At 64.8% G+C, this 25,188-nt stretch carries 26 protein-coding genes, 1 tRNA gene and 1 pseudogene; 5 read left to right on the top strand and 23 right to left on the bottom strand.

Annotation, left to right across the window (positions count from 1 at the left end; all coding sequences use genetic code 11):
- Positions 1-14 precede the first annotated feature (14 nt).
- Genes LAQ58_RS03770 through LAQ58_RS03755 form a run of 4 tightly spaced genes read right to left on the bottom strand, consistent with a single transcriptional unit; the run spans position 15 to position 7,690 of the window.
- Positions 15-2,039 (bottom strand): SpoVR family protein, encoded by a 2,025-nt coding sequence (locus LAQ58_RS03770; protein WP_224449290.1) that lies wholly within the window; start codon positions 2,037-2,039, stop codon positions 15-17.
- Positions 2,036-3,352: a YeaH/YhbH family protein gene (locus LAQ58_RS03765; protein ID WP_224449289.1), complete on the bottom strand. Its 1,317-nt coding sequence runs from the start codon at positions 3,350-3,352 to the stop codon at positions 2,036-2,038. Before LAQ58_RS03765 ends, LAQ58_RS03770 begins: the two co-directional genes overlap by 4 nt.
- Complete coding sequence (locus LAQ58_RS03760; RefSeq protein ID WP_224449288.1) at positions 3,343-5,613, bottom strand: PrkA family serine protein kinase; 2,271 nt, start codon at positions 5,611-5,613, stop codon at positions 3,343-3,345. The genes LAQ58_RS03765 and LAQ58_RS03760 overlap by 10 nt, the downstream gene beginning before the upstream one ends.
- Positions 5,614-5,617: 4 nt before the next feature.
- Positions 5,618-7,690: a PrkA family serine protein kinase gene (locus LAQ58_RS03755; protein ID WP_224449287.1), complete on the bottom strand. Its 2,073-nt coding sequence runs from the start codon at positions 7,688-7,690 to the stop codon at positions 5,618-5,620.
- A gap of 581 nt (positions 7,691-8,271) precedes the next feature.
- Between LAQ58_RS03755 and LAQ58_RS03750 the strand changes: the two genes are divergently transcribed.
- Both LAQ58_RS03750 and LAQ58_RS03745 read left to right on the top strand, forming a co-directional pair.
- The gene (locus tag LAQ58_RS03750; protein WP_224449286.1) at positions 8,272-8,658 is read left to right on the top strand and encodes a DUF5820 family protein; all 387 of its coding nucleotides are present in this window, start codon (positions 8,272-8,274) and stop codon (positions 8,656-8,658) included.
- 85 nt (positions 8,659-8,743) lie between these two features.
- Positions 8,744-9,193 (top strand): UPF0179 family protein, encoded by a 450-nt coding sequence (locus LAQ58_RS03745; protein ID WP_224449285.1) that lies wholly within the window; start codon positions 8,744-8,746, stop codon positions 9,191-9,193.
- 60 nt (positions 9,194-9,253) lie between these two features.
- Here LAQ58_RS03745 and LAQ58_RS03740 read toward each other — a convergent pair whose 3' ends face one another.
- From LAQ58_RS03740 to LAQ58_RS03730, 3 genes are all read right to left on the bottom strand, one after another.
- Positions 9,254-10,057 carry a M14 family metallopeptidase gene (locus tag LAQ58_RS03740; RefSeq protein ID WP_224449284.1) on the bottom strand — a complete coding sequence of 268 codons (804 nt, stop codon included), beginning with the start codon at positions 10,055-10,057 and terminating at the stop codon, positions 9,254-9,256.
- 90 nt (positions 10,058-10,147) lie between these two features.
- The gene (locus tag LAQ58_RS03735) at positions 10,148-10,627 is read right to left on the bottom strand and encodes a DUF309 domain-containing protein (protein ID WP_224449283.1); all 480 of its coding nucleotides are present in this window, start codon (positions 10,625-10,627) and stop codon (positions 10,148-10,150) included.
- Between the two features lie 58 nt (positions 10,628-10,685).
- Positions 10,686-11,723 (bottom strand): nucleotidyltransferase domain-containing protein, encoded by a 1,038-nt coding sequence (locus LAQ58_RS03730; RefSeq protein WP_224449282.1) that lies wholly within the window; start codon positions 11,721-11,723, stop codon positions 10,686-10,688.
- Positions 11,724-11,853: 130 nt separating this feature from the next.
- Here LAQ58_RS03730 and LAQ58_RS03725 point away from each other — a divergent pair.
- Positions 11,854-11,937: transfer RNA gene (locus LAQ58_RS03725), tRNA-Leu, on the top strand.
- 170 nt (positions 11,938-12,107) lie between these two features.
- Here LAQ58_RS03725 and LAQ58_RS03720 read toward each other — a convergent pair.
- From LAQ58_RS03720 to LAQ58_RS03710, 3 genes are all read right to left on the bottom strand, one after another.
- Positions 12,108-12,377: a hypothetical protein gene (locus LAQ58_RS03720; protein WP_224449281.1), complete on the bottom strand. Its 270-nt coding sequence runs from the start codon at positions 12,375-12,377 to the stop codon at positions 12,108-12,110.
- A gap of 83 nt (positions 12,378-12,460) precedes the next feature.
- Complete coding sequence (locus LAQ58_RS03715; protein WP_224449280.1) at positions 12,461-13,084, bottom strand: RNA ligase partner protein; 624 nt, start codon at positions 13,082-13,084, stop codon at positions 12,461-12,463.
- 454 nt (positions 13,085-13,538) lie between these two features.
- Positions 13,539-13,811 (bottom strand): DUF8101 family protein, encoded by a 273-nt coding sequence (locus LAQ58_RS03710; protein WP_224449279.1) that lies wholly within the window; start codon positions 13,809-13,811, stop codon positions 13,539-13,541.
- 212 nt (positions 13,812-14,023) lie between these two features.
- On the opposite strand from LAQ58_RS03710, the gene LAQ58_RS03705 reads away from it, so the two are divergent.
- The gene (locus LAQ58_RS03705) at positions 14,024-14,473 is read left to right on the top strand and encodes an Lrp/AsnC family transcriptional regulator (protein WP_224449278.1); all 450 of its coding nucleotides are present in this window, start codon (positions 14,024-14,026) and stop codon (positions 14,471-14,473) included.
- Between the two features lie 112 nt (positions 14,474-14,585).
- Positions 14,586-15,728, top strand: coding sequence for a DUF63 family protein (locus LAQ58_RS03700; protein WP_224449277.1), 1,143 nt, complete (start codon positions 14,586-14,588; stop codon positions 15,726-15,728).
- 27 nt (positions 15,729-15,755) lie between these two features.
- On the opposite strand, the pseudogene LAQ58_RS03695 reads toward LAQ58_RS03700, so the two are convergent.
- The 13 genes and pseudogenes from LAQ58_RS03695 to LAQ58_RS03635 form a co-directional block, all read right to left on the bottom strand.
- Positions 15,756-16,184, bottom strand: a pseudogene (locus LAQ58_RS03695) (universal stress protein).
- Between the two features lie 124 nt (positions 16,185-16,308).
- Positions 16,309-17,679, bottom strand: coding sequence for a bifunctional metallophosphatase/5'-nucleotidase (locus tag LAQ58_RS03690; protein ID WP_224449276.1), 1,371 nt, complete (start codon positions 17,677-17,679; stop codon positions 16,309-16,311).
- 49 nt (positions 17,680-17,728) lie between these two features.
- Positions 17,729-17,923 carry a dodecin gene (locus LAQ58_RS03685; RefSeq protein WP_224449275.1) on the bottom strand — a complete coding sequence of 65 codons (195 nt, stop codon included), beginning with the start codon at positions 17,921-17,923 and terminating at the stop codon, positions 17,729-17,731.
- Positions 17,924-18,021: 98 nt separating this feature from the next.
- Complete coding sequence (locus LAQ58_RS03680) at positions 18,022-18,681, bottom strand: DUF2238 domain-containing protein (RefSeq protein ID WP_224449274.1); 660 nt, start codon at positions 18,679-18,681, stop codon at positions 18,022-18,024.
- Positions 18,678-19,325 carry a hypothetical protein gene (locus LAQ58_RS03675; RefSeq protein WP_224449273.1) on the bottom strand — a complete coding sequence of 216 codons (648 nt, stop codon included), beginning with the start codon at positions 19,323-19,325 and terminating at the stop codon, positions 18,678-18,680. Before LAQ58_RS03675 ends, LAQ58_RS03680 begins: the two co-directional genes overlap by 4 nt.
- A 119-nt stretch (positions 19,326-19,444) precedes the next feature.
- Positions 19,445-20,395, bottom strand: coding sequence for a metal-dependent hydrolase (locus LAQ58_RS03670; protein WP_224449272.1), 951 nt, complete (start codon positions 20,393-20,395; stop codon positions 19,445-19,447).
- Positions 20,396-20,492: 97 nt separating this feature from the next.
- Positions 20,493-21,041 (bottom strand): mechanosensitive ion channel domain-containing protein, encoded by a 549-nt coding sequence (locus tag LAQ58_RS03665; RefSeq protein WP_224449271.1) that lies wholly within the window; start codon positions 21,039-21,041, stop codon positions 20,493-20,495.
- 57 nt (positions 21,042-21,098) lie between these two features.
- On the bottom strand, positions 21,099-21,452 hold the full coding sequence (locus LAQ58_RS03660; protein ID WP_224449270.1) for a DUF7116 family protein: 354 nt from the start codon (positions 21,450-21,452) through the stop codon (positions 21,099-21,101).
- 126 nt (positions 21,453-21,578) lie between these two features.
- Positions 21,579-21,824 carry a DUF5816 domain-containing protein gene (locus LAQ58_RS03655; protein ID WP_224449269.1) on the bottom strand — a complete coding sequence of 82 codons (246 nt, stop codon included), beginning with the start codon at positions 21,822-21,824 and terminating at the stop codon, positions 21,579-21,581.
- A 36-nt stretch (positions 21,825-21,860) separates the two neighbouring features.
- Positions 21,861-22,226: a HesB/IscA family protein gene (locus tag LAQ58_RS03650; protein ID WP_224449268.1), complete on the bottom strand. Its 366-nt coding sequence runs from the start codon at positions 22,224-22,226 to the stop codon at positions 21,861-21,863.
- A gap of 179 nt (positions 22,227-22,405) precedes the next feature.
- Positions 22,406-23,731, bottom strand: coding sequence for a histidinol dehydrogenase (hisD, locus tag LAQ58_RS03645; protein ID WP_224449267.1), 1,326 nt, complete (start codon positions 23,729-23,731; stop codon positions 22,406-22,408).
- Positions 23,732-23,934: 203 nt separating this feature from the next.
- Positions 23,935-24,150: a hypothetical protein gene (locus tag LAQ58_RS03640; protein ID WP_224449266.1), complete on the bottom strand. Its 216-nt coding sequence runs from the start codon at positions 24,148-24,150 to the stop codon at positions 23,935-23,937.
- A gap of 37 nt (positions 24,151-24,187) precedes the next feature.
- Positions 24,188-25,186: a Gfo/Idh/MocA family protein gene (locus tag LAQ58_RS03635; protein ID WP_224449265.1), complete on the bottom strand. Its 999-nt coding sequence runs from the start codon at positions 25,184-25,186 to the stop codon at positions 24,188-24,190.
- Positions 25,187-25,188: the final 2 nt, after the last annotated feature.

Below are 25,188 nucleotides of genomic sequence, written 5' to 3'. Positions count from 1 at the left end.
GCCGAAGAGTGCGCTCACGAGAGCCACTCTTCGGGCTTCGTGTCGTAGTCTATGTCGCTGGCGGCGATTCGCTCTTCGAGTTCCGGTTCGAGGTCGTGGTGCTCGAACGTCTCGCCGTCGTAGCGGACGCGGATACCCGTCTCGACGGGCGTCGGTTCGCGGTTGCGCCGTCGGGCCACCTCCACGTCGTGGTCGTCGTACTCCTTGACGATGGTCATCAGGTTGACGGGGCGACCCCAGAGGTCGTACGTCCGTTTCAGTACCTGCTTGGCCTGCTCCAGATCGAGCATGATGCCGTTGTACTGGTGGCCCAGAAGCAGTTCGTTTCGGTTACCGTAGTTGCCGTCGTAGACGGCGACGGTCGGCTTACCGAAGTTCGTGAACTGCAGCAGCAGTTTCTTCTTCACGTCCTGGTAGTCGGTGCTCGTCACGCGGAAGTCGCCGCTGGCGCGGGTGAACTCGTAGGTGAAGTAGTGGTTGTTCGTGACGAACTCCTGGGTGAGGAACGCGTCGAGGAACGTCACGTCGTTGTGGCTCTCGCGAATCTCGCGCATCCGGTTCCACCCAGCGGCGTAGTCGAGGTCCGCGAGCGCCTCCTCGACCGTCGCGTACTGCTCGTCGTCGAACATGTAGCGTGAGAGCTGTTCGAGTTCGGAGCGTCGGACTCGACCGAGGAACCCTCTGTTCTGGGGTTTGACGAGCGAGAAGTGGCGCTCGGCGAGTCCCTCGTAGGTGAGCACCTTCCACGGGTACTTCTCGACATCGACGGTGCGCGCCTCCTCGTCGAGTTCGTTGTCCGCGTACTCCGACACCGCGCGGTCGAGCGCGTCGGCCTCGACGCGCGGGTCGTCGCCGAGCGCGACGACTTCGTCCAGCGTGTCCGGGCGGATGCCGTCGAGTGCGGGTTCCGGTTTCAACAGCTCTTGGACCTCGTCGAAGTCGACGACTTCGTGGAAGTTGCGCCACGAGATGCCCTTGACGCGCAGGAGTTTGTCGGCTACCTCGCGGCGGTTCGTCGTGTTCTCGATGTACTCCCACAGCTCCTTGCCCAACTTGTACGGGTTCAGCCCCGGCGAGCCGAGCACCTTCGCCTGGTGGTCGGCGTACAGCAGGAACTCGTTCTCGCCCGCGAAGCGCTCCTCGCCCATCATCAGCGACTCCCAGTAGGCGGCCCACCCCTCGTTCATCACCTTCGTCATCTTCTGGGGGGCGAAATAGTACGCCTCCGTCCGGAGCATGTCGAGCACGTCGCGCTGCCACGGCTCCATCTCGGCGGCTCTGCCCTCCTCCTCGTCGTACTGCATCCCGTGTTGCTGGAGGTAGCCGAGGACGTCTTTCTGCGGGTCGGTGAGGTCGGCGGCGGCCTCCTCGGCCTCCGCGAAGGCGTCGAGCCACTCGTCGTCGAACACCTGTCTCCGAACCTCGTCGGAGATGTTCATCCCCTCCAGTCGCTCCCGGAGATCTTCCGGCGTCGTCCGCTCGCGGGGGTCGGCCGCCTCGCCGAACGGGCGGTGCTGGTCGATGGTGTCCTCCAGACAGAGCACCGCGTCGATGAACTTCTCGACCTCCGCGCGGTCGATTTCGGGGTTCTCCATGTAGTTCGCGATGGCCTCAGAGTGGCGTTCGAGCATCGCCGCCGCGTCGAGGTCGCCGCCGAACAGCCTGAACCAACTGTTGTTGGCGAAGAAGTCGGCGTGGGCTTCGACGTGGGTGATGACCGCCTTCTGGTCGGCCAACGTGTTCGACTCCTGGAGGAAGGCGTGGCTCGGGTTGTCGTTGTTGACGATCTCGAACGCCTTGCCCATCCCGAACTGGTCTTGTTTCTGCTGGCGGTCGTACGTCATCCCCCAGCGCCAGTGCGGGTAGCGGGTCTGGAAGCCGCCGTAGGCGATGAGCGCGTTCATCTCGTCGTAGCTGACGACCCAGTAGTTCACCGGATACGGTTCGAGGCCGAGCTTCCGCGCGAGGCGGCGAGCCTCGCGCGTCGGCTCTTCGAGCTTGCTCGCTGCTTTGCGTGCGGTCAGTCGGTTCGGTCTCATTGGTCGTCGTCCTCCGTGCTCAGGATGTCGTAGATGGCGTCTATCACGTCCTCGGGGCGCGAGACGCGCGCGACGACGACATTTCCGGCGTCGCCGAGCGCCCGTTCGACCTCCTCGGCGTGCGTCGCGTTGATGGCGTTGCCGCCGGGTTGCGTCTCGACGTACGCGTGGAGGTTCGCCGGAATATCCTCCATCAGCGGCACGACGTTCTCGGTCGTGTCGTTCGAGGAGTTCTCGCTGTCGCCCGCCGCGAACACGTAGCGGTTCCACTCGTGCCACGGGTACTCCTCTTCGAGGATCGCCGCCGCAAGTTCGTAGGCGGAGGAAATCTTTGTGCCGCCGCCCGAGCGGATGCCGAAGAATTCCTCGCGCTCGACCTGCCACGCCTCGGCGTCGTGGGCAATGTAGACGAACTCGGCGTTGTCGTACTTGCCGGTCAGATACCAGTCCAGCGGCGTGAACGTCCGCTCGACGAGTTCACGCTTCTTCTCGCGCATCGACCCCGACACGTCGCGGATGTTGACGACGACGACGTTCTTCTCCTTCTTCTCGATTATCTCGGGGTGGCGGTAGCGTTCGTCCTCGCGGCGGAACGGCACCTCGCGAAGACCGTCGCGTCGAATCCGCTGCAAGGTGGTCGTCTGCTCGACGTTCTCGTCCATCTCCTCGAAACTCGACCACTTGCCGCGCTCGTCCTCGGGGATGTCGTCGTAGGCGTCGGCGACCCACGCCCACGAGACGAGGATGTGCTGCTCTCTGGCCCACCGGAACACGTCTTCGGCGTTCTTTCCTTCGACTTTCAGCGCCTCTCTGACGTACTCCTCGTCGAAATCCATCGAGAGCTTTCGCTTCAACCCCTCCTTGAACAGGCGCTCGAAGTCGAGCGTGCTGTTCGGGCCGGTCCGGGTAACGTCGGTGAAGTCGCCCTCTATCTCCTCGATGACCTCCTTGCCTTTGGGTTCGAGATCCAGTCCGAGTTGCTCGTCGAGTTCCTCGGCGAACTCCTCGGGGTCCATCTGGTAGTACTCGTGGTCGGCGCCCTCCTCACCGGGGTCGCCCTCCTCGTCGCCGTCGCCGGGTTGCGGTGGGCCGACGGGTTGGCCCACGTCGGGCGTGCCGCCCTGCCCCTGTCCGACGCCGCCGCGGTCGCGGACGTCGTAGGCGAACTCCGGGAGGTCTACCACCTTGATGGGGATGTTGATGCTGTTCGCCCCCGACCCGCCGAGATCACCGTAGCTGATGAACTCCTCGAGGTCCTCTCTTCGCTCCTCGCCCACTTCGCGGAACCGTTCGAGGTCGTCTCTCAGTCCCATCTGTAGCTCACCTCTCGCATCACTTTTCTACTGGTCAACTCGGCGCTGGCCGCCGAGTAGCCTGCCTTCGTCATCCGTTCGATGGTCTTCTCCTTCAGCCGCGCTGTCTCGGTGTTCGCCGGCGGGTCCTCCCACTGGCGGGGTTCGAAGTCCTCGAACAGTCGCTTCACGTCGCTCCACTCGTGGTTCTCCAGCACCGTGCGGATGACCGGAATATCGGTGAAGTCGACCTTGTGGACGGCGAACCCTTCGTCGCGGTTCTCCCACGCGTAGCGGTTCAGTGCCGAGATGACCTTCTCGCGGCGGAACCGCGCCACCTGCGGCGACGGCTCGTTGCCCGCGTACGCGCTGTCGTCGAACCGGCCGAGGTGTTCGGTCTCGAACAGCTTCATCAACAGCGCGTCGGCTTCGACGGGACCGCGTTCGGTCTCTATCTCCTCGTCGCCCGCCCACGCGTAGACGTGCTCGACGTACTCGGTGACCGTCTCCTGTTCGACGTGTTTCTCCGCGAGAATCGCGTCGAGCACGTCTCGTTCCTGCTGGTCGAAGATGTAGCCTTTGACACCAGCCAGTCGCGACTCGTACTCGGCGGATTCGCCGCGCGAAAACACTGGCGCGGCGCGGAGTCCCTCGGCCATCGCGTCGAGCACGTCGTCGGGCATGACGACCCGTTCGACGGGGAGTTCGGCGTGCGCTCGCTCGCTCTCGTGTTGGAGCAGGTCCGCAACGATGTCTCGGGTGTACGTCACGGGGATGCCGTGGGTCCCCTCCTCGCCGTCGCGGTCGAACTCGAAGTCGTCGATGGTCCGTCGCTCGTCTCCTTCCTGTAGGTAGCCCCGGTCGAACAGCAGCGCCTTGTCGACCAGCGTCAGTCCCGAGGGGAGATCTTCGCCGTCGAGACGCGTGACGACGCTGTAGAGCGCCGCCGCCTCGACGGCATGCGGCGCGAGTTCCCGCTCGACGACGATGCCGCCCTCGTCGCGCACCGACACGGTCACCGGTTTGCGAATGCGCGCTTCGAGGTCGGCGTAGTCGACCTCCTCCCACACCGCCGTCTCGTTCGTCAGTTCCCGGTGGATGAGCTGACTTTCGAGGCTCAGGTTCGTCAGGTAGCGGAACTCTTGTTTGTCGAGTCGGCGCTTCAACGCCTTCAGCGGGTCGCGCCCGTTTCGGTCGGCGAACTTGTCGAGTTCGACGCCCAGATCGGGATTGGAGATGATGAGCAACTGGGTGTCGAGGTCCATCCCGATTCCTTTGTCCAACTTCACGCGCCCCTCGTCGGGGACGTTCAGTAGCTTCTGCAGCAGATCGGAGTGCTGTGTGGCGTCCTCGACGATAGTTAGGAGGCCGTTGCCCTGGGAGAGAACGCCGTCGTAGCTGAACGCCTGCGGGTTCTTTCTGCCTCGCGAGTCGAGTTCGCGGAGCATCCCCGGCATCCAACTGCCGACGAGTCGCTCCTTCGGACTGCCGTCGTCCTCGGAGTGCAACACGCCGATACCGCGGCCCACGTCGACGACGTAGTTCTTCACTCTGAGGTGGCGCGTGTCGGCCACCGCCGAGAACAGATCCGTCTTCCCGTTGCGGCGGTACTGCTCTTCGAGGTAGGAGTACGCCTCCCGCGAGAAGGGGTCGAGTTCCTCGTCGACGACCGTCGGAATGTGGTCTCCCGAGGAGTCGTTGAGGTCTGCGAGCAAGGCTCTGCGCACGTCCGGCGGGAACACCGTCAGCGGGTGGACCTGCACCGGACTCTCGTACCAGTTGTCCTCGTTCTCGCCGCCGTCGCCACCGTAGCTCAGCCCCCGAGTGTCGGAGGCCGTCGAGATGTTCCACTCGACGGTGTAGCGCCGCCCCTCCGGGGTTTTCGAGTACTCCCGAAGCCCGTTGATGAGACAGCGCTTCAGTTCGGATTTACCGGTCGCCGTCGGCCCGTCGAACCAGAGAATCTTCTCACTCTTACCGCGTTCGGCGGCGATGGTTCGGAGGTCGGCGACGAAGCCGTTGAGCACCTCGGTGTTGCCGAGGATTGCGTGTTCGCCCTCGTTGTGGGGGTCGTCGAAGAAGCGGTAGCGCTGGCGCTCCTCGCCCTCCTCGACGACGGTTCGCGTCCCCATCGACTCGATGGCCTCCAGAAGGTACTTCGAGGCGTGCGAGGCGATGGAGGGCGACTCGAACGCCGCGTCGACGTACGCTTCGAGGCTCATCGGCGCCTCGTATGCGCCGCGCAACTCGGCGTCGGCGGCGCGGATGTAATCTTCGCGCATGGGTTTACGTCTCAAGTTCGGCTTTGGCCACCTCCGCGCCGGCGAATTCGAGCACTTCACGCGCCCCCTCGCGCGAGTACCCCTGTTCTTCGAGCGCGTCTATCCAGGCGTTGCGCTCGTCGTCGTCTAGTTCGTTGGCCGACACCAGTGCGGAGAAGTTGATGTTGTGTTTCTTGTCCTCCCACAGTTTGCGCTCGAGCGCGCGGCGGAGTCGGTCGTTGTCCTGCGGATTGAACGACGTGCCCTCGCGGGCGCGGCGCGAGACCCAGTTGCTCACTTCCTGGCGGAAGTCGTCCTTGCGGTCGCTCGGAATCTCCAGTTTCTCCTCGACGGAGCGGAGGAACTTCTCGTCGGGATCCTGCTCGCGGCCCGTCAGTTCGTCGCGGACGGTGGCGTCGTCGATGTACGCCATCACGTGGTCCATGTACTTCTCGCCCTGCCGCTGAATCTCGTCAAGGTCGTAGGCGAGCGCGTGGCGCACGTCCTCGATGGCGCGCTCTTTGTACTCGTCGCGCACCATCTCCAGGTAGCGGTGGTAGCGCTCAACGTTCTCCTCGGGGATGGAGCCGTGGTTTTCGAGGTTCTCCTCGAAGTGCGTGAAGATCGAGAGCGGGCTGAGGTAGTCGCGGCCACGGTGCGTCGCGTCCATGATGGCCTCGGCGATCTCGTCACCGATGAAGCGCGCGGAGACGCCCTCCATCCCTTCCGCGATGTCGGCTTTCGACTCGCCCTCCTCGCGGAGTTTCTTCACGTCCACGTCGTCGCCGTCGTCTATTTCGCCGTTGTACGCTTTCGCCTTCTGGGTAAGCGAGATGCGCTCGCCGTCGGGTTCGGTGATGCGCGTCAAGACGCCGAACAGCCCCGCCATCTCCATCGCGTGCGGTTCGATGTGCATGTCAGGCACGTCGGCGTTCCGCAGCATCTTCCGGTAGATTTCGGCCTCCTGCGTGTACTCGAGGACGTATGGGAAGTCGATGCGCTTCGTCCGGTCGTTGAACGCCTCCATCTTCTCGTCGCCCTTCTTGTCGCGGTACTCGGGCATGTTGGTCCGGCCGACGATGACCTGGTCGATGTCGATTCGCGGGTTGTTCTTCGGCTTGATCGTCTGTTCCTGGCTGGCGTGCAGGAAGTCGTAGAGGAACTCCCGCTGGAGTTTCAACAGCTCCTCACCGGAGAACAGTCCTCGATTAGCGTTACAGAACGCCCCCGAGTAGTCGAACGCGCGGGGGTCGGACTCGCCGTAGACGGCGAGTTTCGAGTAGTTGACGTCGCCCGTCAGCTCGGTCTCGTCCTGATTCTTCTTGTCCTTCGGTTCGAACGTCTCGATGCACTGCCGCTTGTTCTCGCTGGCGACGAGTCGGATGATCTCGACGTGGTTCTCTAAAACCGATTGGAGGTCGTCGTCGTAGTGCGCCAGCAGTTTGTCCATGTAGAACTCGCTGGCGGGGTCCAGCGACTGCTCGTTGCGAATGGTGTACGGGGCGTCGAGGTTCTCGTTCAGCCGCTCGATGACTCTGTCGCGCTGTTCCTGCGGGAGCAACACGCTGGGGTCTTGATTCATCGGCGACTGGACCGTGTCGTCGGCGGGGTCCTGGTCGCGGATGACGTCGCAGAGGTTCGTCCATCGGAACGTGTACATCCGGCCTTCGTCGCGCAGCGTGTAGTCCTCGAAGTAGCGTCGGACCATCAGGTCGAAGTGCGACTTCCCGGACCCGACGGGACCGAGGAGGAGTTTGATGCGCTTTTCGGGACCGAGTCCGCGAGCGCCGCTTTTGACTTTGTTGACGAACTCGTGGATAGACTCGTGGACCTCGCGGCCGTAGAAGATGTTCTCGCCGTCGTGGAGCGGGTCTTCCGACGCCATGAGGTACTCGACGACACCGGCGTCTTCGTCGTACTCGGTGCCGTAGTAGTCGAACATGTCGGCAACGCGCTGGTGGGCGTTGCGAGCGATGCGCGGGTCGTCGTACACTTCGCGCAGATACCAGTCGAACGAATTCGCCTCACGGAGGTCCGCTGGCACGGAATCCTGGTAGTGCTGGCTCAGGTCTTCGAGGGTTTCGATATCACCGTTCATTGTATCACTGACGGAGTCTCGTGTAGTCTGCGGACGGGTGTTCGCCGTGGACTGAGACCCCGTCGGGCGACCACCGCGTCCGACTCGCCAAGCCGGTGACGCGTCGCTCGCGTCGGGTGGCGTGGCGGTCGTAGCCGGGGGTCGTTCGTCCGTGGCATATTTTGACATACCTCTCCGTTGCGCACGACGACGGTATCGGCGACAGCAGGCAACACAGAACGGCTCTCGTTCGGCGAGCGGTGCGTGGAGGGGTTGACTGCATTCACCTCGGAGTTGTCCGAGACTATTTAGAGTGTGAGTCAGTAGCATACATAAGTCTTTTCCCAATTTCGGGTCCGTTCACGAAAATGGAACGGAAAAACAAGCAGACGAGGCGGGGGTGAGAGACGTTCACCGAACCTATCACTTGAGAGATTTATGTACTTCCGCACGGTTTCGAGAGGTAAAATCGAGCGGCGAGGGCGCCGCGGCGCCCCCGCTGCGACGGCCGATCCCCCTGCGTCGTGAGCGATCTGAGTGCGGCGGCCGTCCCCGCGGTGACGACCGAGACGCCTTAACCTACGGACGACCGAGAACCGCGTATGAGCTTCGACGCGCTCCCCGACGGGTGGACCGTCTGGAACGACGAACCCGACGGCCGGGCGATTCTCGCCTACCGGCCGGACGTGTTCGACAGCCAGCAGTTCCCCGCCCCGTGTATGCCGACCGTGTTTCTCAGCAACGGCTCTCGGAGACGACGGCCCGGAGCCTCGCAGATAGAGACCGACACCTGGCACGTGACGCTCCTTTTGGAACCCGAAATCGAGGCCGAGACGACCGAGTACGACTCCCGAGCGGCCGCCGTCGACGGCGCTGTCGAGTGCGCGAGGCGGTTCGCCGACGGCGAGGTTGAGTACCGCTCGCTGTATCAGGTGCCGCGCGAGACGTACTTCGACAGACTCGACGAACTCACCGGTCGGAGCGACTAATCCGCCGCCGAGACGGTCACGAATACTCGCGACAGCCCGCCTCGTGGACGCGAGGCTTAACACCGCGGCCGTCAAACCCTCGCTCATGTCTACCGTCACGCTCATCGGGACTCGCCTGGCGGAACCGGGTCAAGAGTTCGTATACGGGGGCGAGTCCGCCGCCTGCGAGGGCTGTCCGTACCGGAAGCAGTGTCTGAACCTCTCGGAGGGGACGCGCTACCGCGTCCTCGACGTCCGCGAGAACACTCAGACGCTCGAATGCGCCGTCCACGACGCTGGCGTCCGTGCCGTTGAAGTCGAACCCGCGTCCGTCCCCGCGAACGTCCCCTCGAAGGGCGCGTACGCCGGGAGCAAAACCCGCCTGCAGGGGCCGTGCCCGCACACCGAGTGTCCGAGCCACGAGTTTTGCGAACCCGACGGGGCAGAGTTCAACGAGGAGTACCGAATTCAGTCCATCGTCGGCGACCCGCCGCACGACTACTGTCACCTGAACCGGTCGCTGACGCTCGTCGAGTTGGAACCGAAGGAGAACTGAGTCGATTTCCGGCACGTCGGTGTCTGGTCGTCTCTCGTCTCCCCTCTGTCGTTTTTTCCCTTACTCCAGCGTGCCGACCTTCTCGGCAGCGTAGCCGAACAGGTCGGGGTAGCCGTACGGCGAGAGGAGCACCGGGTAGAAGTCGACTTCCGCGGCGACGTCCTCGCCGTCGTAGACGGCGAAGCGGTCGCCCGCCTTGACCAACTCGAAGTTCGTCGCGAACACTTCGTACTCGCCTGCGGGCGGTTTCGGTATCTTGTCGGCGAGTCGGAAGACGGTCACCTCGTCGCTGAGGCCCGCGTCGAGGCGGTCGGTGCTCTCGGGGGCGGTGAGCACGCCCGTCGCCGCGAGAAAGCCTCGAATCAGATCGTAAGCGTTCTCGACGGCCTCGTCGCTCCCCTGCAGCCCGCACTCGACTTCGACGGTGTGGGCGTGGTCGATGAGTCGACCCTCGACGAAGCCGTCGGTCTCGACGAGCACGTCGACGGGGAGGTGGGGACAGACGGCGCGCGCGACAGCGTCGACCGCATCGACGACGGCGAACGGCCGAGGCGTCGACTGCGTGGAGTGCAGGGCCAACACCGTGCAGTCGCGGAGTTCCCGTACGAGATCGTAAGCGAGTCGGCGCTCGTGGCTCTCGGCGTCGGCCGCTCCCGGAAACGAGCGGTTCAGGTCGTCGTCAAGGTAGCGGACGCCGCGTTCGAGCGCCTCCTCGTTGGCGATGACGAGTTTGACGGGGCGTTCAACGGTCGGTGCCTCGGCGAGGAGCCGTTCGACTGCGAGAGGACCGCACGGTTCGTCGCCGTGAATTCCGGCGACAACGGCGACTTCAGGTGTTCCGTCACCTAGCTGATGAACCCGCATTACGTGGTCAAAGATGGGGATAGTCATATCGTTTTAGAATTCGCCGAAGAGCTGTCACCGAGCCGACGCCAGTGGCCCAGAGACGGACGCTCAATCGAGGCGCTCCGCGTACTCGTAGTCGGCTTCGTAGGCAGTGGGTTGGTGGTCGTCGATGCTGATTCGAAACCCCTCTAGGGCGGTCGGGTCCTCCAGCGCCGACCGCATCGTCCCACGAATCTCCAGCAAATCAACGCCGTAGAAGTCGTCCGGAACGCCCTGGAGATACTGGAGCGCGGTCCGAAACAGCGAGCGCATCCCGGCGTCGTCCTCAAAGTCGAAGTGCTTGTAGGCGCCCGCGGCAACCTGCACCATCCCGTGGAGGAAGGCGCTCTCGGTCGTGCCGCTACCGTAGTTGTACCACTCGTCCTCGAAGCAGTCGTGGCTCTCGTGGAACGCGCCGGCGTTGAACAGTCGGACGCCGTGTTCGACGGCGCGGCGGAGCGTAGCGTGTTCCCACCGGTTGTCCGCGCGCCACCCGGTCGGGTCGCCGAGCGGCGGAGCCACGCTCGGATCGCGGGTGTGCTCGTCCATACTGGGAGGGTCCGCGCCGAGAGGGGTAACTGCATCGGTGGTTCGCCTCCGAGGGTAGTTACTCCGCGCCGCGACGACTTCGTCGCGCGGCCAACATCTCGTCTACGAACTCATCCAACCTCGTGTTCGCCGGACCGGGCCGTGCGTGCGTCTCGTAGTCGAGTTCTTCGGGGAGCGTCGCCGTCTCGTAGCCGATTCGGTCGCCGATGTCGCTGTTGTCGCCTCGCCGTTTACGTTCGACGAGTTCGTCGGCGAGCGCGAGCAACTCGTCGTCGAAGACGTTCGGCGCTTGTTCGGCGAGGAACGTTGAGAAGTCGACGTGCGGGAGTTCGTGTTCCCCCGCTTCGCCCGTCGCGAGGAGGTACCGGGCGTTCATCACCGCGGCGAGCACCGAGAGGTTTCGTTTCACCGTCCGTCTGGTCTTCGTCGACCGGAACGTCCGCTCGACGAACTCGGGGGACGCTCCCGCTGTTTCGGCCGTCGGTCCAGATTCGACGAGTTCGACCGAAACCCGCACCGACTCTCCGGAGTCGACGAGGCGACGCGGAACCGAGAAACGCTTTCCGCTGACGCGACTGCGGACGACATACTCGTCGGCCGTCCGCTCCTGGATTGGGTACAGTTGCTTCTCGTTGTCGACGAGATGCCGCGAGAGATACTTCCGGTAGTTCGACTTCGCGATACCGCGATAACAGTGGTATAGAGCGGCCGGGTTATACGTCTCCTCGACGTACTCGCGGAGCGCGTCGGCGTCGAACCGCTCGCGGTACCGAATTGGACTCCGGAGCGCGTCGACGGCTCCGTCGTTCGACTGCGAGAGGAGTTTCGCGAACTTCGTCGCGTTCCACCCTCTCACCTCGATATCCGGATCGAACGTCCGCCCGACGGTGTCGCGCGGCGCAGAGAGGTGAAAGCCCGTCCGGAGGTCGTCGGGTGCGTAGACGACGCCCACGTCGTAGTCGCTCTCCGGCGAGGCGAGCCCCCACGCGTGGCTCCCGCGAGCGACCGCGAGGACGACCGAAACTTCGTATTCCGCTTCGAACGAGTCGAGTGCGGCGTCGATTCGATCACGCACGTCCGCCGAAGTCGTCGTCACGGGTTCGGGTGGTTACGGTGGGGAGGTAGCTGTTTCGGCCGCGCTGGTCGTGTACTCGAACGTCGCAGACAGGATTACGCCATGGCTTCCGGAACGTTTTAGCGTTCCGAGGTACCACCGAAAACTGCGTGCGAGGGTAGCCAAGCCTGGAAACGGCGGCGGACTCAAGATCCGCTCCTGTAGAGGTCCGTGGGTTCAAATCCCTCCCCTCGCACTGTCGTCCTCACCGGACGTAGTGCGGGAAGACCGCTCTTGGAGCGCTCTTCCCTCGCAACAACTCACTCACCGAAGCTAACTCCTGAGCGACGTCACTACTCGACATCTGAGGACCGAAAAAGCGGGAACGCTACTGCCTCGTCGTCGCCGACAGCTCTCGGCGCTACGTTACTTTCCGCCGTCCGTCAGCGGGCGTCCGCCTTCGGTGACGAGCGTGTCAGCGAACATCTGCGCGTCGTCGGCGGTCGGTCGGCAGCCGTCGTCCATCTCGTCGCAGATGCGAGTGACCAACTCAGTCATATCCTGTCGCCTGCCGTTCTCGTAGACGTACTCGAACACGTCGTTGTACGCGTACTCCTCCCAGTGGCTGGCACTGTCCTCCTCGAAGCGCGTGTCGGCGAGGTACTTCAGTTGTCGAGCGGCAGTTTCTGGGCGCATAGGAACGCGTTCTACGTCATCGGCTATAAAACTACTCTATTTCGGAAATGAGTTAATTAGTGGAAATGGCCGAATCGGTCCGCTCAGGCCTCGAAACTCGCGTCGAGGTACGCGTCGAGGAGCGCCGGGAAGTCGCGTCCGCGGAGGTACCGCAGGCCGAAATCCTCCGCCCAGTCGATGATACCGGTGTCCTCTGTGACGACGCCCGCGTCGAGTTCGCGCGCGAGTACCAGCAGGTCTAAATCCTCCTGCGAGTCAACGACGCCGCGCCGGAGCGTCTGCCGGTAGTTGCGGCGGAGGTTCGAGATGGCGTCGTCGGCGACGCCCGCCTCGGCGGCTTCTCGGACGGCATCCTCGGCGACGCGCAGGCCGCCGTCGACGCGCGAACTCATCTCGCGCATGAACCGCGAGACGATTTCGGCCGGAATCATCACCTCGAACCGGGAGGGGTGTTTACGGATAACCCAGGTGTTGAGTTGGGCCGTCGTCTCCTCGCCGACGCCGCGGTTCCGGAGCACGGCCATCAGTTCGTTGTGGACCGACGGCGGCATGTAACAGGAGATGTTGAGCCGCAGTTTCGCGAGCGCCAGCGTGTCGAGCAGTCGGACGAGCGCCTTCTCCATCGTCTCGTCGCCCTCGCGAATCTCGTCGGCGAGGAACAGCGACGTGTCGAGAACGAACCGCTGTTTCAGCGGGTAGTCGGCCATCGACGCCCGATACGTCGGGACGGTACATGAACCTCCGTGGCGACGGCGGCAATGGCAGGCCCGTCAACGCTCGGCAGCGGACGCGAACGTATCTCCACTCCTGAGAAAAGATTCATGTGTATAGGTAGCATACCACAGTGTGCGAGGGTCGCAAGGACACACCGGACGACCGCACCCGCTCATACCGGACGCGGTTAGACGTAAACACCGAGAAATCCGTAAGAGGAAATCGAGGTCAACGCGTCGCAGGAGAACCGACCCCGCCCGCATTCGACCGTACGAGGTCGGAAGAAGGTCAAGTAACGGACGACGCGAAAGCGGCGTTCGCGAAACCGACGAGAGTTGGACGAACCGTTAGGGCGGACGAAAACGTCTCCCGTCCGAGTCCAATTTGTGATTCTCGCTTTCTTTCACACCGAGACGCGGAGCACCGCATCTCCCGTACGTCTGAGCCTCACTCCGGCTCTCCGTCGTCGAGAAGTCTCCGCATCGACCGCAGGTACTCCGTCGCCACCGCGGGGTCGTGGTCGACCAGCGGCGGCAGTTCCACCCATCCGTGGAGCAGACGCGCTCTGAGCGTCCCGCTCGGAACCTCGTTCTTCGTCACCGCCGCACCCGTCTTGACGAGTTCGTGCGCCGTCTCCGAGTCCCCCGCTTGCACGCGTTCGCGCGTCTCGTCAAGCAACTGAGTCAACACGTCGTGCACGTCCGGGGGGAGGTCGGTCATCGGACCCGTCTTCAGCGTCCGCGCGAAAAAAAGCGGGCGATACTGACGAGACAGACGAAACCGACGATCGTTCGGTGCGCTCGGTCGACGAACGACCAAGAGCAGACGACTCCCTCCGCGTGGCCGTCGCACGGCACGGCTGTCACACGGCGCGCCCGTCGCCGATTTGCGCCATTCGGTAGGCAAAAGTCGCCGGACTGCGAGATGCGCGCATGGAACTCGACGAGACGGACCGGTCGATTCTCCGCATACTTCAGGAGGACGCCCGCACCCCGTTCAGCGAAATCGCACGTCGAATCGACATGTCGAGTGCGACCGTCCACGACCGCGTCGGACGGATGGAGAACGCCGGCGTCATCGAGGGCTACCACGCCAAAGTCGACCCGAAGGCGGTCGGCTACGGCACGTCCGCGCTGGTCGGTCTCCGCGTCGAACAGGGCCACGAGGCGGAGGCGCTCGAACGCCTCGAGGAACTCGACGCCGTCAAGGAGATCTACCTGACGACCGGCGAGTGGGACGTGATGCTCCGCGTCTTCGCCCCCGACACCGAGGGTCTGCGCGAACTGATGTTCGACCACATCGCGGCGATGGACGGCTTCTCGCGCTCGCAGACGATGGTCATCCTCGGCACCGAGTACGAGCGGGCGGGGCTGCCAGTCTGAGTTCGCGCTTCCGGCATCCGCCCAGCCTTCACCGTCCGTTCCATCTCCCGCTCGGGCGTCGGAGACGCGACAGACCGGAACCCTCAACATCCGCCACTCCGGGAGTTCGGGTATGGCAACGGTCGCAGAACGCGTGGAGGCGGACCCCGAGCGCACGTGGCTCGCGACGATGGCCGCCCTCCTCGTCGCGCTCGTCGGCGGGTCTCTCGCTTTCCCCCGCATCGTCTACGATGGTTTCCTCTGGCGCTACTTCTGGGGCCCGGTCGTCGCCGACGGCGAAGGGGCGGTGTGCGCCGTCCGCTCCGGCGGCACGACGTCGCTGCTCGACAGCGCCGGGGCGTGTCAGTCCGCGACGGGCTTCGTCGCGTATCCCGGGTACACGCTCGTCTCGGAGGCCGGGTACGTCGTCACCCTGTTGCTCATGCTCGGCGGCGTCGTCCTCCTGCTTCGCCGCCTGAACATCGGCACGAGTCGCAAGTTCTTCTACGCGCTCTTCCCGTTCATGCTGTTTGGCGGGGCGCTGCGCGTCGTCGAGGACGCCGGTATCGCGGCGATGCGCGCGGGCGTCGACCCCGCGATTCCGTTCCCGTGGAGCGCGCTCATCATCAGCCCGTTCATCTACTTCACCGTCTTCTTCGTCACGCTCGCCGCCGTCGTCGTCACGGTGATGCTCTCGCGGCGCGGCGTGTTCGACGAGTTCTACCGGCCGCTGGCGGCGATCGGAGCGCTCGTCCTCGCGACGACGCTCGCGTATCTGGGTTATCTCGCGGCGGCGACGGAGTACGTCACCTTCTACCCGCAGGTCATCACCGTGATGCTGATGTTGACCACCGTCGTCACCGCCGTCACGTGGTGGCTCATCGAGACGTACAAACCCGAACTCAACGCCGGAACCGTCTACGTCGGATTGCTGCTCCTCTGGGGGCACGCGCTCGACGGCGTCGCCAACGTCGTCGGTCTCGATTGGATGACGGCGCTCGGCGCGGGACCGAACCTCGTCCCCAAACACCCGGTGAACGCCGGTATCGTCGACATCACCGCCGCCGTCCTTCCGGCGTCGGTACTCGCGGTGACCGGCGACGCGTGGCCGTTCTTGCTGGTGAAACTCGCCGCCGCCGTCTTCATCATCTGGATCTTCGAACCGGAGATATTCGAGGAGAGTCCGCGCTACGCGATGCTGCTTCTCATCGCCGCGCTCGCGGTGGGTCTCGGTCCCGGCACCCGCGACATGCTCCGCGCGACGCTCGGTATTTGAGAGAAGGACGCCGGTGTAGCCGACCGCTCACCCGTTTATCGTACTCGTTTCGCCGTCGGCCCGGACGGTGATGACCGTGCAGTCGAGTTTCTCGCGGAGGTACGACTCGATGTCCGGGTCGTCGAGGAACTTTCGAAGCATCCGCCGCCAGCGCCCGGCCTGTTTCGACCCGATGACGACGATGTCCGCGTCTTCGGCCGCGACCTCTTCGAGAATTGTCTCCTCAACCAGAAAGCCGCGACGGATGACGTACCGCGCACGGGGGACGCGTCCGAACGTGGCCTACGTGGCCCGTTTCAGTTCCGTGCGAGTGACGTTGTCGTTGTTCTGGTAGAGGTTCACGTGGAGGACGGTCAACTCAGCGTCTCGCTCGTCGGCGATGCGAATCGCCTCGCCAAGCGTCGCCTTCGAGTGGCTGGTCAGCGGATACCGAACCGGGACGACAACCAACGTCATTACAGGACAGTCAGTGTTCGCGGGTGTGAATATTTCTATCCGCGTCGCAATATATTCCGGAAACCGAGTCCCTCGCCCACTGCCCCGACCGCGCGCACGGTCGGCGTTTCGTCACTCGCCGGTCTCAGTCGCTCGCCGGTCGCCGAATCCGCCCTTCGACGCTCGCCGAGAGGCCGACCTCGCGGGCGTACTCCGCCAGTATCTCGTGCTGGATGCCGAACTCGCCCGCGCGGTGACGCTCCTCGATGACCGGGAACTCGTGGTCGCCGTGGAGCAGGTACTCCGCCGTCGCGACGCGGTACAGTCGCTCCGGGTCGACGGGTTCGCCGCCGACGCACGCCGAGAGCAGTTCCTCCCGTTCGTCGTCCCACCGGACCGTCGCGCCGCTGAGGTGGCCATGCCACCAGTGTGGTTCGCCGAAGTCGACGATTCCGCCGGACGCCTGCCGGAACGCGGTCAGCAACTCCTCGCCCGTCAGTTCGGCGACGACGACCGGTTCGGCGAAGGGGACGACGCTCACGAGGTCCGCGACGGTCACCTCGCCCGACAGCGGCGGCCCGTTCCGGATGCCGCCGCTGTTCTGGAGACCCACGTCCGTGTCGGCGGCCCAGCGATACGCGTCAGCGACGAAGTTGCCGATGGCGCACTCGCCGCCGAAGACCACCTCCTCGGACCGTCGCAGCGGCGTCTCCGCCCGCGCGACCACAGTGTCAAGTCCGGACTCGGCGAGGCGACCCCGGAGCGCCGCTACCAGCGACTCGTCGACGGGCGCGTCGCTCTCGTTCGGGTCGTGTCGGTCGGCGCGCGTGCCGTCGTCGAGCGTCAGTTCGAGCACCGTCCGGCCGTTGACGCCCGGTCGGAGCAGCAGCGTCTCGTCGACGCGTTCGACCCGCTCGGAGTGGACGTGGCCGCCGAGAACCGCGTCGACGTCCACCCGCCGGGCAAGTTCGTCGTCGCCTGCGCCGAGGTGCGACACCGCGACGACGTAGTCGACGCCCTCGGCGCGGAGTTCGGAGACGGCGCGTTCGGCCGCCTCGTACGGGTCCGTGAACGCCAATTCGGCGGCCTGCGGGTTCAGCGAGTCAGTTGCCGGGTCGGTGACGCCGAAGAAGCCGACGTCGTCACCGCCGACGGACTCGACGGTCCACGGGACGACGCCCTCGTCGCGGCCGAATCGGTCGCCCGCCTCGTCGCGGACGTTCGTGCTCACCCACGTCTGCGGGGCGTCGGCGACCAGTTCGCGGGTCGCGTCGGGTCCGTAGTCGAAGTCGTGGTTGCCGAACGTCTCCACGTCGCTGTCGACGGCGCGGAAGAAGTCGAGCGCCTGCCGTCCCTTCGAGACCAGCGCCAGAACCCCTGGAGAGGTGTTGTCGCCACTGCCGACGACGAGCGAGTCCGGTCCGTCGAGCGAGTAGAGCAAGCCTGCGAGACGGCCCGCGCGCTCGGGGTCGTCGTAGACGTTCTCGATGTCCGAGTAGTGAAGCAACCGCGGCATTCACCCCGCGTCGGAGCGGCCGCGGCAAGAAGCCTCCGGGTTTCTTTGATTATTCGAGTTGGAAGGCGACGGTTACCTCGGCTTGGTACTCTCGGCCGTCGTCGGCGAGTTCGACCATCAGTTCGTCCACTTCGACCCAGTAGACGTTCTCCAGCGTCTTCTCCGCGCGGTCGACGGCGTTGTCGACAGCTGCGTCGAATCCTTCGTCGCTCTGACCGATGAGCGTGATCTTCTTGAACACCATCTCGGGTACGGCTACGATTCGTGGCAATAAAAATGCATGCGGCGATCACAGATCGCGATACACGTGGCTTCGGCGGCGGTTCCCGGGGCTGCATCCGGCTATGCCTTCGTCCAACCGAACCTCGCCGCCACCGCTCCGACGACATCCGAGAGGTGCGCCGTCCCCCAGATCGCGACGACGACGCCGCCGAGCGTGTTGAACATGATGTCAACGAGCGTGTCGCCGAGACCGAACTGGGTCAGCACCGGGTCGCCGCCGGTCATCGCCGCGACCTCGCCGATGGCGAACTCCAGCACCTCCCAGAAGACGCCGAACGCGACGGTGAACATGAGGATGAACACGAACATGAACCGCGGCGGAAGCTTGACCGAGTCGGTGTGCACGTCGAGTGCGCGGGTGACGGTGTAGCCGACTGCGGCGACGAGCGACGCCGACAGCGTGTGCGTCATGTGGTCCCACCACGGGAACTGGCGGTAGAACCCGGTTTCGACGCCGGGTACCCCGCCGCTGCCGATGGCGTGGAGGAAGACGGCCGTCGTCACCCACAGCGTCAGTCCGGCGTCCATCGGGATGTGGTAGTCGCGCTCCAGGAGAGCAGGCACGTACGTCACGGCGAGCCCGACGCCCGCGTTGACGACGACGCCCATCTCGCCGCGCTCGATCCCGATGGCGACCATCCCGAAGAGAAACAGTTGCATCGCCCGCGCCACCTGCGTCTGCCGCCGATTGCTGATGCCGATTTTCTCGCGGACTCTCATCGGTGCTCACCTCTCCCGACGGTCGCCGGGAGTCGCTCCCTGCCGTGGGCGCGGCGGCGGAAGTAGAACTCGAACAGCAGGCCGGCTCCGACGCCCGCGAGCGTCGCCGCGACGAAGTCCCACATCAGCGCGGTGTGGACCACGTCCCCCGGACGGCCGTCCAGCAGGAACTCGGTGCCGAGATAGAGGTCCGAGAGCCACTGGACGACGGCCCACACCCCGGCGGCGGCCATCGTCGTGACGGCGACGAAGAGGACGGCGAACGAGTAGTTCATCCGGACGGGGGTGAACACGTCGAGTTCCACGGCGACGACGAGCGCGACGGCCGCGACGGCGAAGTAGCGGACGACGCGCCCGCTGAGCGTCACGCCGTCGATGGTCTGTCCGCCGATGACCGCCTGCCCGACGACCGGCAGCACCGCAAGCGCCAGCACTTCCCACGGGAGCATCGCCCGCGGGTTCCGGTAGGCGACAGCCGGGACGACAGCCAAGCCGGCGGTGGCGAGGACGAATCCCGCCTGGACGAGTTCGCCCGTCAGCAGTTCGCCGACGCCGGCGACGCAGAGAACAACGACGCAAACCCACCCGACTGCCGCGTTTGTCCGTTCGTTCTCGACGACATCGCTCAATCCCGACCGATTCATACCCGCCTATCGTTCCGTTCCGAGCAAAAGGTTTCTGACTGTGACTATCGGCGGCAGTCGGCTTTCGGTGTTGTCAGCGCGAGCGCTGACGGCGGAACACCGCGCGACGAGGTGAAACGCTACGCGACCAGATACGCTACCGTGTAGGCAAAACCGGCGATACTCACCGCCGCGAGACCGGTGCACAGCGCGGCGATTCTGTCCGGCAGTTCGACGCGCCGACTCCGTATGCCGACACGCGGGGCCGCGCCGACCATCCCGACGGCGAGGACGCTGAAGACGAACGGGTACGAGAGTTCGAGCGTCGGCGCCGGGATGAGCAGGACGCTGACGGCGTAGCCCGCGCCCAGCGCCGCGCGGCCGTCGACGGCATCGCGGAGCGAGTAGCCGAAGAGAGAGAGCGAGACCAACAACGCCAACCAGATGGTGAGCAGTTCGAGACCGAACGCGCCCAGGAGATTCAACGTCGGGTCGACGCTGAACGACAGTCGGTCGGCCAACAGCGTCGCGTCGAACGGGTAGAGCATCGCCGGCGGCAACCCGGTGAACAGGTCGCCGAATGGGTGCGAGACGAGTCCCACGAGCGCCGTCGAGAACGTCTCCCTCGAGCCTAGGTCGGTCAACCGCTCGGTCCCCTCTGCGATGCCGACCGCGACGGCGACGAACAGTGCCATAATGAGGAGGCCGAGACCCCCCGAGACGACGGCGGCGATGGCGACGACGCTCGCGAGCAGGGCGCCTGCAGCGACGAGTTCTCGCCGTCGGCGGAGGCGACGGCCACGGAGCCACAGTGCCGCGGCGACGGCGACGACGGGCGCGAGGACGACGGAGTGCGTCATCGCTCGGTGGACGAGGTTACCGGTCTGCCAGAACTGCGAGGCGACCGAGAGCGCGTCGGTCGTCTGCGCACTGACGACGCCGACGAGCGCGTACGCCATGTCGACGTCGGGAGCGGCGGCGAACGCCGCGGCGACCGCCCCCAGCGAGAGCGCGCGCGATGAGTCGACGCCGCGAACCGCCGCCGCCCCGGCGACGAGTGCGAACGCGAAAACCGCGTGCCCGACGAACATACTCGTGGTTACGCGTCTGGATAAATAAGCAGTGCGGACGTGAGAGCATCCGACGCGCCCGTTGGTCGGCGGTTCGAAAGCCGGCCGACCTCGAAGTTCAGGCGTAGTCGTCGAGTTTCGTCCACTTCTTCTCGATCTCGGCGTTGCCGCGGACGACGGTGTCGTCTTCGACGCGCAGACGGGTCTTCCGGAGTTCGATGCTCACTACCTCGCCCGTCGTGTCGCCGGCGACGACCCGGTCGCCGGGGTTGAAGTCGGGGTCACGGAGCAGATAAACGCCGGCGACGGCGTCGGCTATCATCCCCGAGGTGGCGTAGGAGACGCCGAGCGCGACGAACCCCGCGGCGGTGCCGAGCGACGCCGCGATCCCTTCGAGACCGACGACCGAAAGAAACGACAGCGCGACGGCGAACCAGAGAAACACCGAGACGATGGTTGCAATGAACTGGCGATAGACGGGCGACTCGCCCGGGAACGCTCGACGCAGAACCGTTTTCACGACGTAGAGCACAACTTTGACGACGACGGCGGCTAGCACCAGAAACAGCGCTCCGACGAGGAGCACCGGAATCGCGTCGACCAACTGAGTGAGAAACGCCTCGATGGCGTCCTCGACGACACCGGTCTGTAAGACGGGTGAGTACACACCCGAAAACTAACAGCCGAACTGATAAATGAACGCCTTCTAACAGTCGAAAGCCGGTCAGGCGACGGCCGGGACGTCTTCGCGGATGACCCGATAGTCGTCAGCGTCGGCGTCGCTGTCACCGACGCTGATGACCGCCCACTCGTACGTTCGAGCGGTGTGCTCGAGTCGTCGACAGAGCGAGTCGGCATGTTCGTCCCAGGTAACGAAGCAGCGGAACGGCGGGCCGTCGTCGCGCCCGCCGTCGGCGAGCGCGCGACCCATCGTGTTGTCGTCTGCGACAGCCGTCACTTGTACGGTACGCCACTTTCGTTCGGCCCGTAGGTCCGTCCCCTCTCCGGATACGGTGTAGCCGAGGCGGGTGAAAATCGTTTTAGCCTCCTCGACTGGTGGCATGGTAACAGGGGCCATGTAACTGAACGTACTCTCCCTCGTATGATAAACTTTGTCACAGTCACTAGGAACAGTCACGAACGCCGAACGACGGGGAACCAAACGGACGATAACCGGACGAACGGACGGGTGTCTCGCGTCGGCTCACTCGTGGGCGGCGTCCCACTCGTCGGGTTTCTTGATGTTGCCGCAGGCGTTGCACTCGATGCGTCCCATCGTGTCCATCGCGTTGTCGAACGTCTCGCAGTTGCCGCAGAGATAGCCCCAGCGAACATCGCGCGATTCGGTGACGTAGGCGGTGAAAAACGGCGCTTTCGCCCCGCGCGTCCGCTCGCTGCGGTCGACGTAGACGGTATCGTCTGCGGGCGTCGTGGCGACTTCGAGCTCCATGCGTTCGACTACGGGTGACGGGAGTTAACTGCGTTTCTACGTGCGGAAGCTTTCGCCGCACCCGCACTCGGAGACGACGTTCGGGTTCTCTACATGAAAGCCCGCCGCCTGCAGGCCGCCCTCGTAGTCGAGGACGCTCCCGCCGATGTAGCGGCGACTCGCCGGGTCGACGAAGATCCGGAGACCGTGGTGTTCGGTCACCGCGTCGTCGGACTCGGGTTCGTCATCGAAGCGCATCCCGTAGGAGAGCCCCGCGCAGCCGCCCTGTTGGACGAACAGGCGAAGCCCCGCGACATCGGTGTCCAGCCCTTCGCTCTCGAGGAGCGACAGCGCCTCCGACGCCGCGCTCTCTGTCACCTTCACCGGCGTCTCGGCGTCGCCGTCGACGGATTCGATACTCATGACTGAGCGTATCGTCCGGAGGATGTTAACTGTGACGCTGGTTCACAGGGTTCCGTGGACTCCGCGGCGCGTAACCGGCGATTCGAAGACGGCGTACAGTCTCTAAAAGTTATGCGAATTCCACAAATTCTACAAATTCCACAAACTCATCAGTTTGTGGAATCCTCTCTTTGGAGCCTCTACTCGACGTTTTCCCCGACGATCCCGTCGTCGTTTCCGCCGTCGATCTCGTCCGCACCTTCGAGTCGGACGCGGACGCTCTCGGCGTGCGCCTCCAGCCCTTCGGCCTCCGTGAGCGTCGTAATCGTCCCCCAGAGTGCATCCAGACCGTCCTTCTCCAGTCGCTGAACCGTCGTCGAGCGGACGAACGTGTCGACCGAGAGGCCGCCGTAGAGTTTCGCGCCGCCGTTCGTCGGCAGGACGTGGTTCGTCCCGGAGGCGTAGTCGCCCGCGGCGACGGGCGTGTACGGACCGAGGAAGACGCTCCCGGCGTTGGTGATGCGGTCCAGTAGTTCCTCCTCGTCGCGCGCCTGAATCGAGAGGTGTTCGGCGGCGTACTCCTCTGCGAAGAGGACGGCCTCGGGCATCGACCGCGCGAGGAAGACGCCGCTGGCGTCGTTGTCCAACGCGTCTCGAATCACCTCGCTGCGCTCGCGGTCGTCGACACCCGCTTCGACCGCTTCGGCGACGGCGTCGGCCGTTGCCTCGTCGGCGGTGACAGCGACGACCGAGGCCTCGGGGTCGTGTTCGGCCTGTGCCAGTAGGTCGGCGGCGACGAACTCGGGAGACGCCGTCTCGTCGGCGACGACGAGTATCTCGCTCGGTCCGGCGAGGAAGTCGATTTCGACGTCTCCGCGGACTTCGGCTTTCGCGGCCGTCACCCACTTGTTCCCCGGACCGACGACTTTCTGCACCGCGTTGACTGTCTCGGTGCCGTACGCGAGCGCCGAAATCGCCTGCGCTCCGCCCGCGGCGTACACGACGTCCGCTCCGGCGGCGTGAATCGCCGCGAGCGTCACCGGGTTGATTTCGTCGGCGGGCGGCGTCGCGACGGCGACGTGTTCGACACCGGCGACCTTTGCAGGAATAACGCCCATCAGCGCGCTCGACGGGTAGGCGGCCGCGCCGCCGGGGACGTAGACGCCGACGCGTTCGAGCGGCCGGAACCGACGGCCGAGTTCGCGCCCCGAAAAGTCGTCGCGCCAGTCGACTGGCACCTGCCGCTCGTGGAACTCGCGGACATTTTCGGCCGCCGTCTCGATGGCGTCGCGCATCTCCTCGTCGATATCGTCGTACGCTCGTTCGGCGAGGTCGGTCACGTCGATGTTACCGACTTCGACACCGTCGAACTCGCGGGAGAACTCCCGGAGCGCCACGTCACCCTCCTTGCGTACGCGACCGACGATGTCGCGTACGTCGTTGCGGACGGCGTCGACGCCCGCGTCGCGCTCGAACAGCGCGTCGCGTTCGTCGGGACCGAGGTCCGCAATTCGCTTGACTTCCATGTTCGGCCATCGACGGCGGCGGGAAAAGACGTTCCGATAGGGAGACACGCGCCGCCGCGAACGTTTATACGAGAGAAGGGGACCACTGCCGGGCGTGCCCTGACGATTCGACGCGCGGGAGACGAGGCGGGTGTGCGGCGACCTCCCGTGCGACGGCAACTGCGTCGCCTGTTCGCTACCAGTACGCACCGACAGTGGTACGGCTACGCTTCTTCGATGGGCACGACGCCGAGAAACGAGAGCGTTGCTCGGAGAAACAAGTAGACGACGAGTCCGAACGCCGTAAAGAACGTCGGCGCGGCGAGCAGTCGTGCGATGCGGTACGGGAGAAAGATGCGCGTCGTCCCCATCACGACGAAACTGACGAGGATGAGGCCGAACGCCAGAAGCGAGAGTCGGACAAAGTGCTCGCGGTTCATACGTAGACAGCGGCCGAGGGTGGGAATGACTGTTGCGTTACGCCGAGTCGAGCGTCAACTGCGCGCCGTTGGAGGCGAACACTGCGTCGACTACGCGCTGGACGCGGTTCGCTTCCTCGAACGAGACCAGGTCACCGTCGCCGCCGTCGAGGGCAGTGACGAACTCGTCGACGAGCGTCAGCGTCGTCTGTTCGCGCGTTTCGTTGAGCGTCGTCTCGCGCTCCTCGCCGCCGCCCGAATCGCCGCTGCGCTCGACGAGTTTGTGCCACTCCGACAGCGTGAGCGCCGACTCCGACCCGACGACCGTAATCGAGTTCTCTTCGGGCTGGCGGTGGTCGCAGAGCAGATCAAGCGTGCCGTGGATGTCGTCGACTTCGAAGTAGCCGACTATGGACTCCTCGTACGCGTCGGGTCCGGTGTACGTCACCTCGGCGCTGAGTCGGTCGACGGAACCGAAGATCTCCTGCACGCCGAAGAGGAAGTGCGTTCCCACCTCGCGGAGCGGACCGCCCTGCTCACGACTCCTGAGCCACTCCACGTCCTGCCACTCGCGGGGCCACTGCGGGAATCTGAAATCGAGATTGATTCGCTTCGGTCGACCGATTTCGCCGTCGCGGATGCGCTCGCGCATCTCGACGAACCCCGGCGTGTAGCGGAACGGGAGGTTGATGGCCGTCGTCCGCCCCGACGACGCCGCGAGTTCGACCATCTTCTCGCCCTCGTCGGCGTTCTCGGCGATGGGTTTCTCGCAGATGACGTGCTTTTCCCGTTCGAGCGCGAAACTCGTGACGTCGAGGTGTGCGACGGGCGGCACGCCTACGTAGACGAGGTCGACGGCGTCGTTCTCGATAAGTTCTCGAAAGTCGGTGAACGCGGCGCAGTCGTACTCGTCGGCGAACGTCGCTACTTTGGAGTCGACGAGGTCGCAAGCCCCCCAGACGTTCGTTCGGTCGTGGGCGGCGAACGACTCGGCGAGCCGATTGCCGATGACCCCACAGCCGACGATTCCCACGTCGTAGACGGGTTCGGTTGGCATGG

Source organism: Haloprofundus salilacus (genome assembly GCF_020150815.1).
GTDB classification, from domain to species: domain Archaea; phylum Halobacteriota; class Halobacteria; order Halobacteriales; family Haloferacaceae; genus Haloprofundus; species Haloprofundus salilacus.
This window is presented reverse-complemented; position numbering and strand designations above follow the sequence as displayed.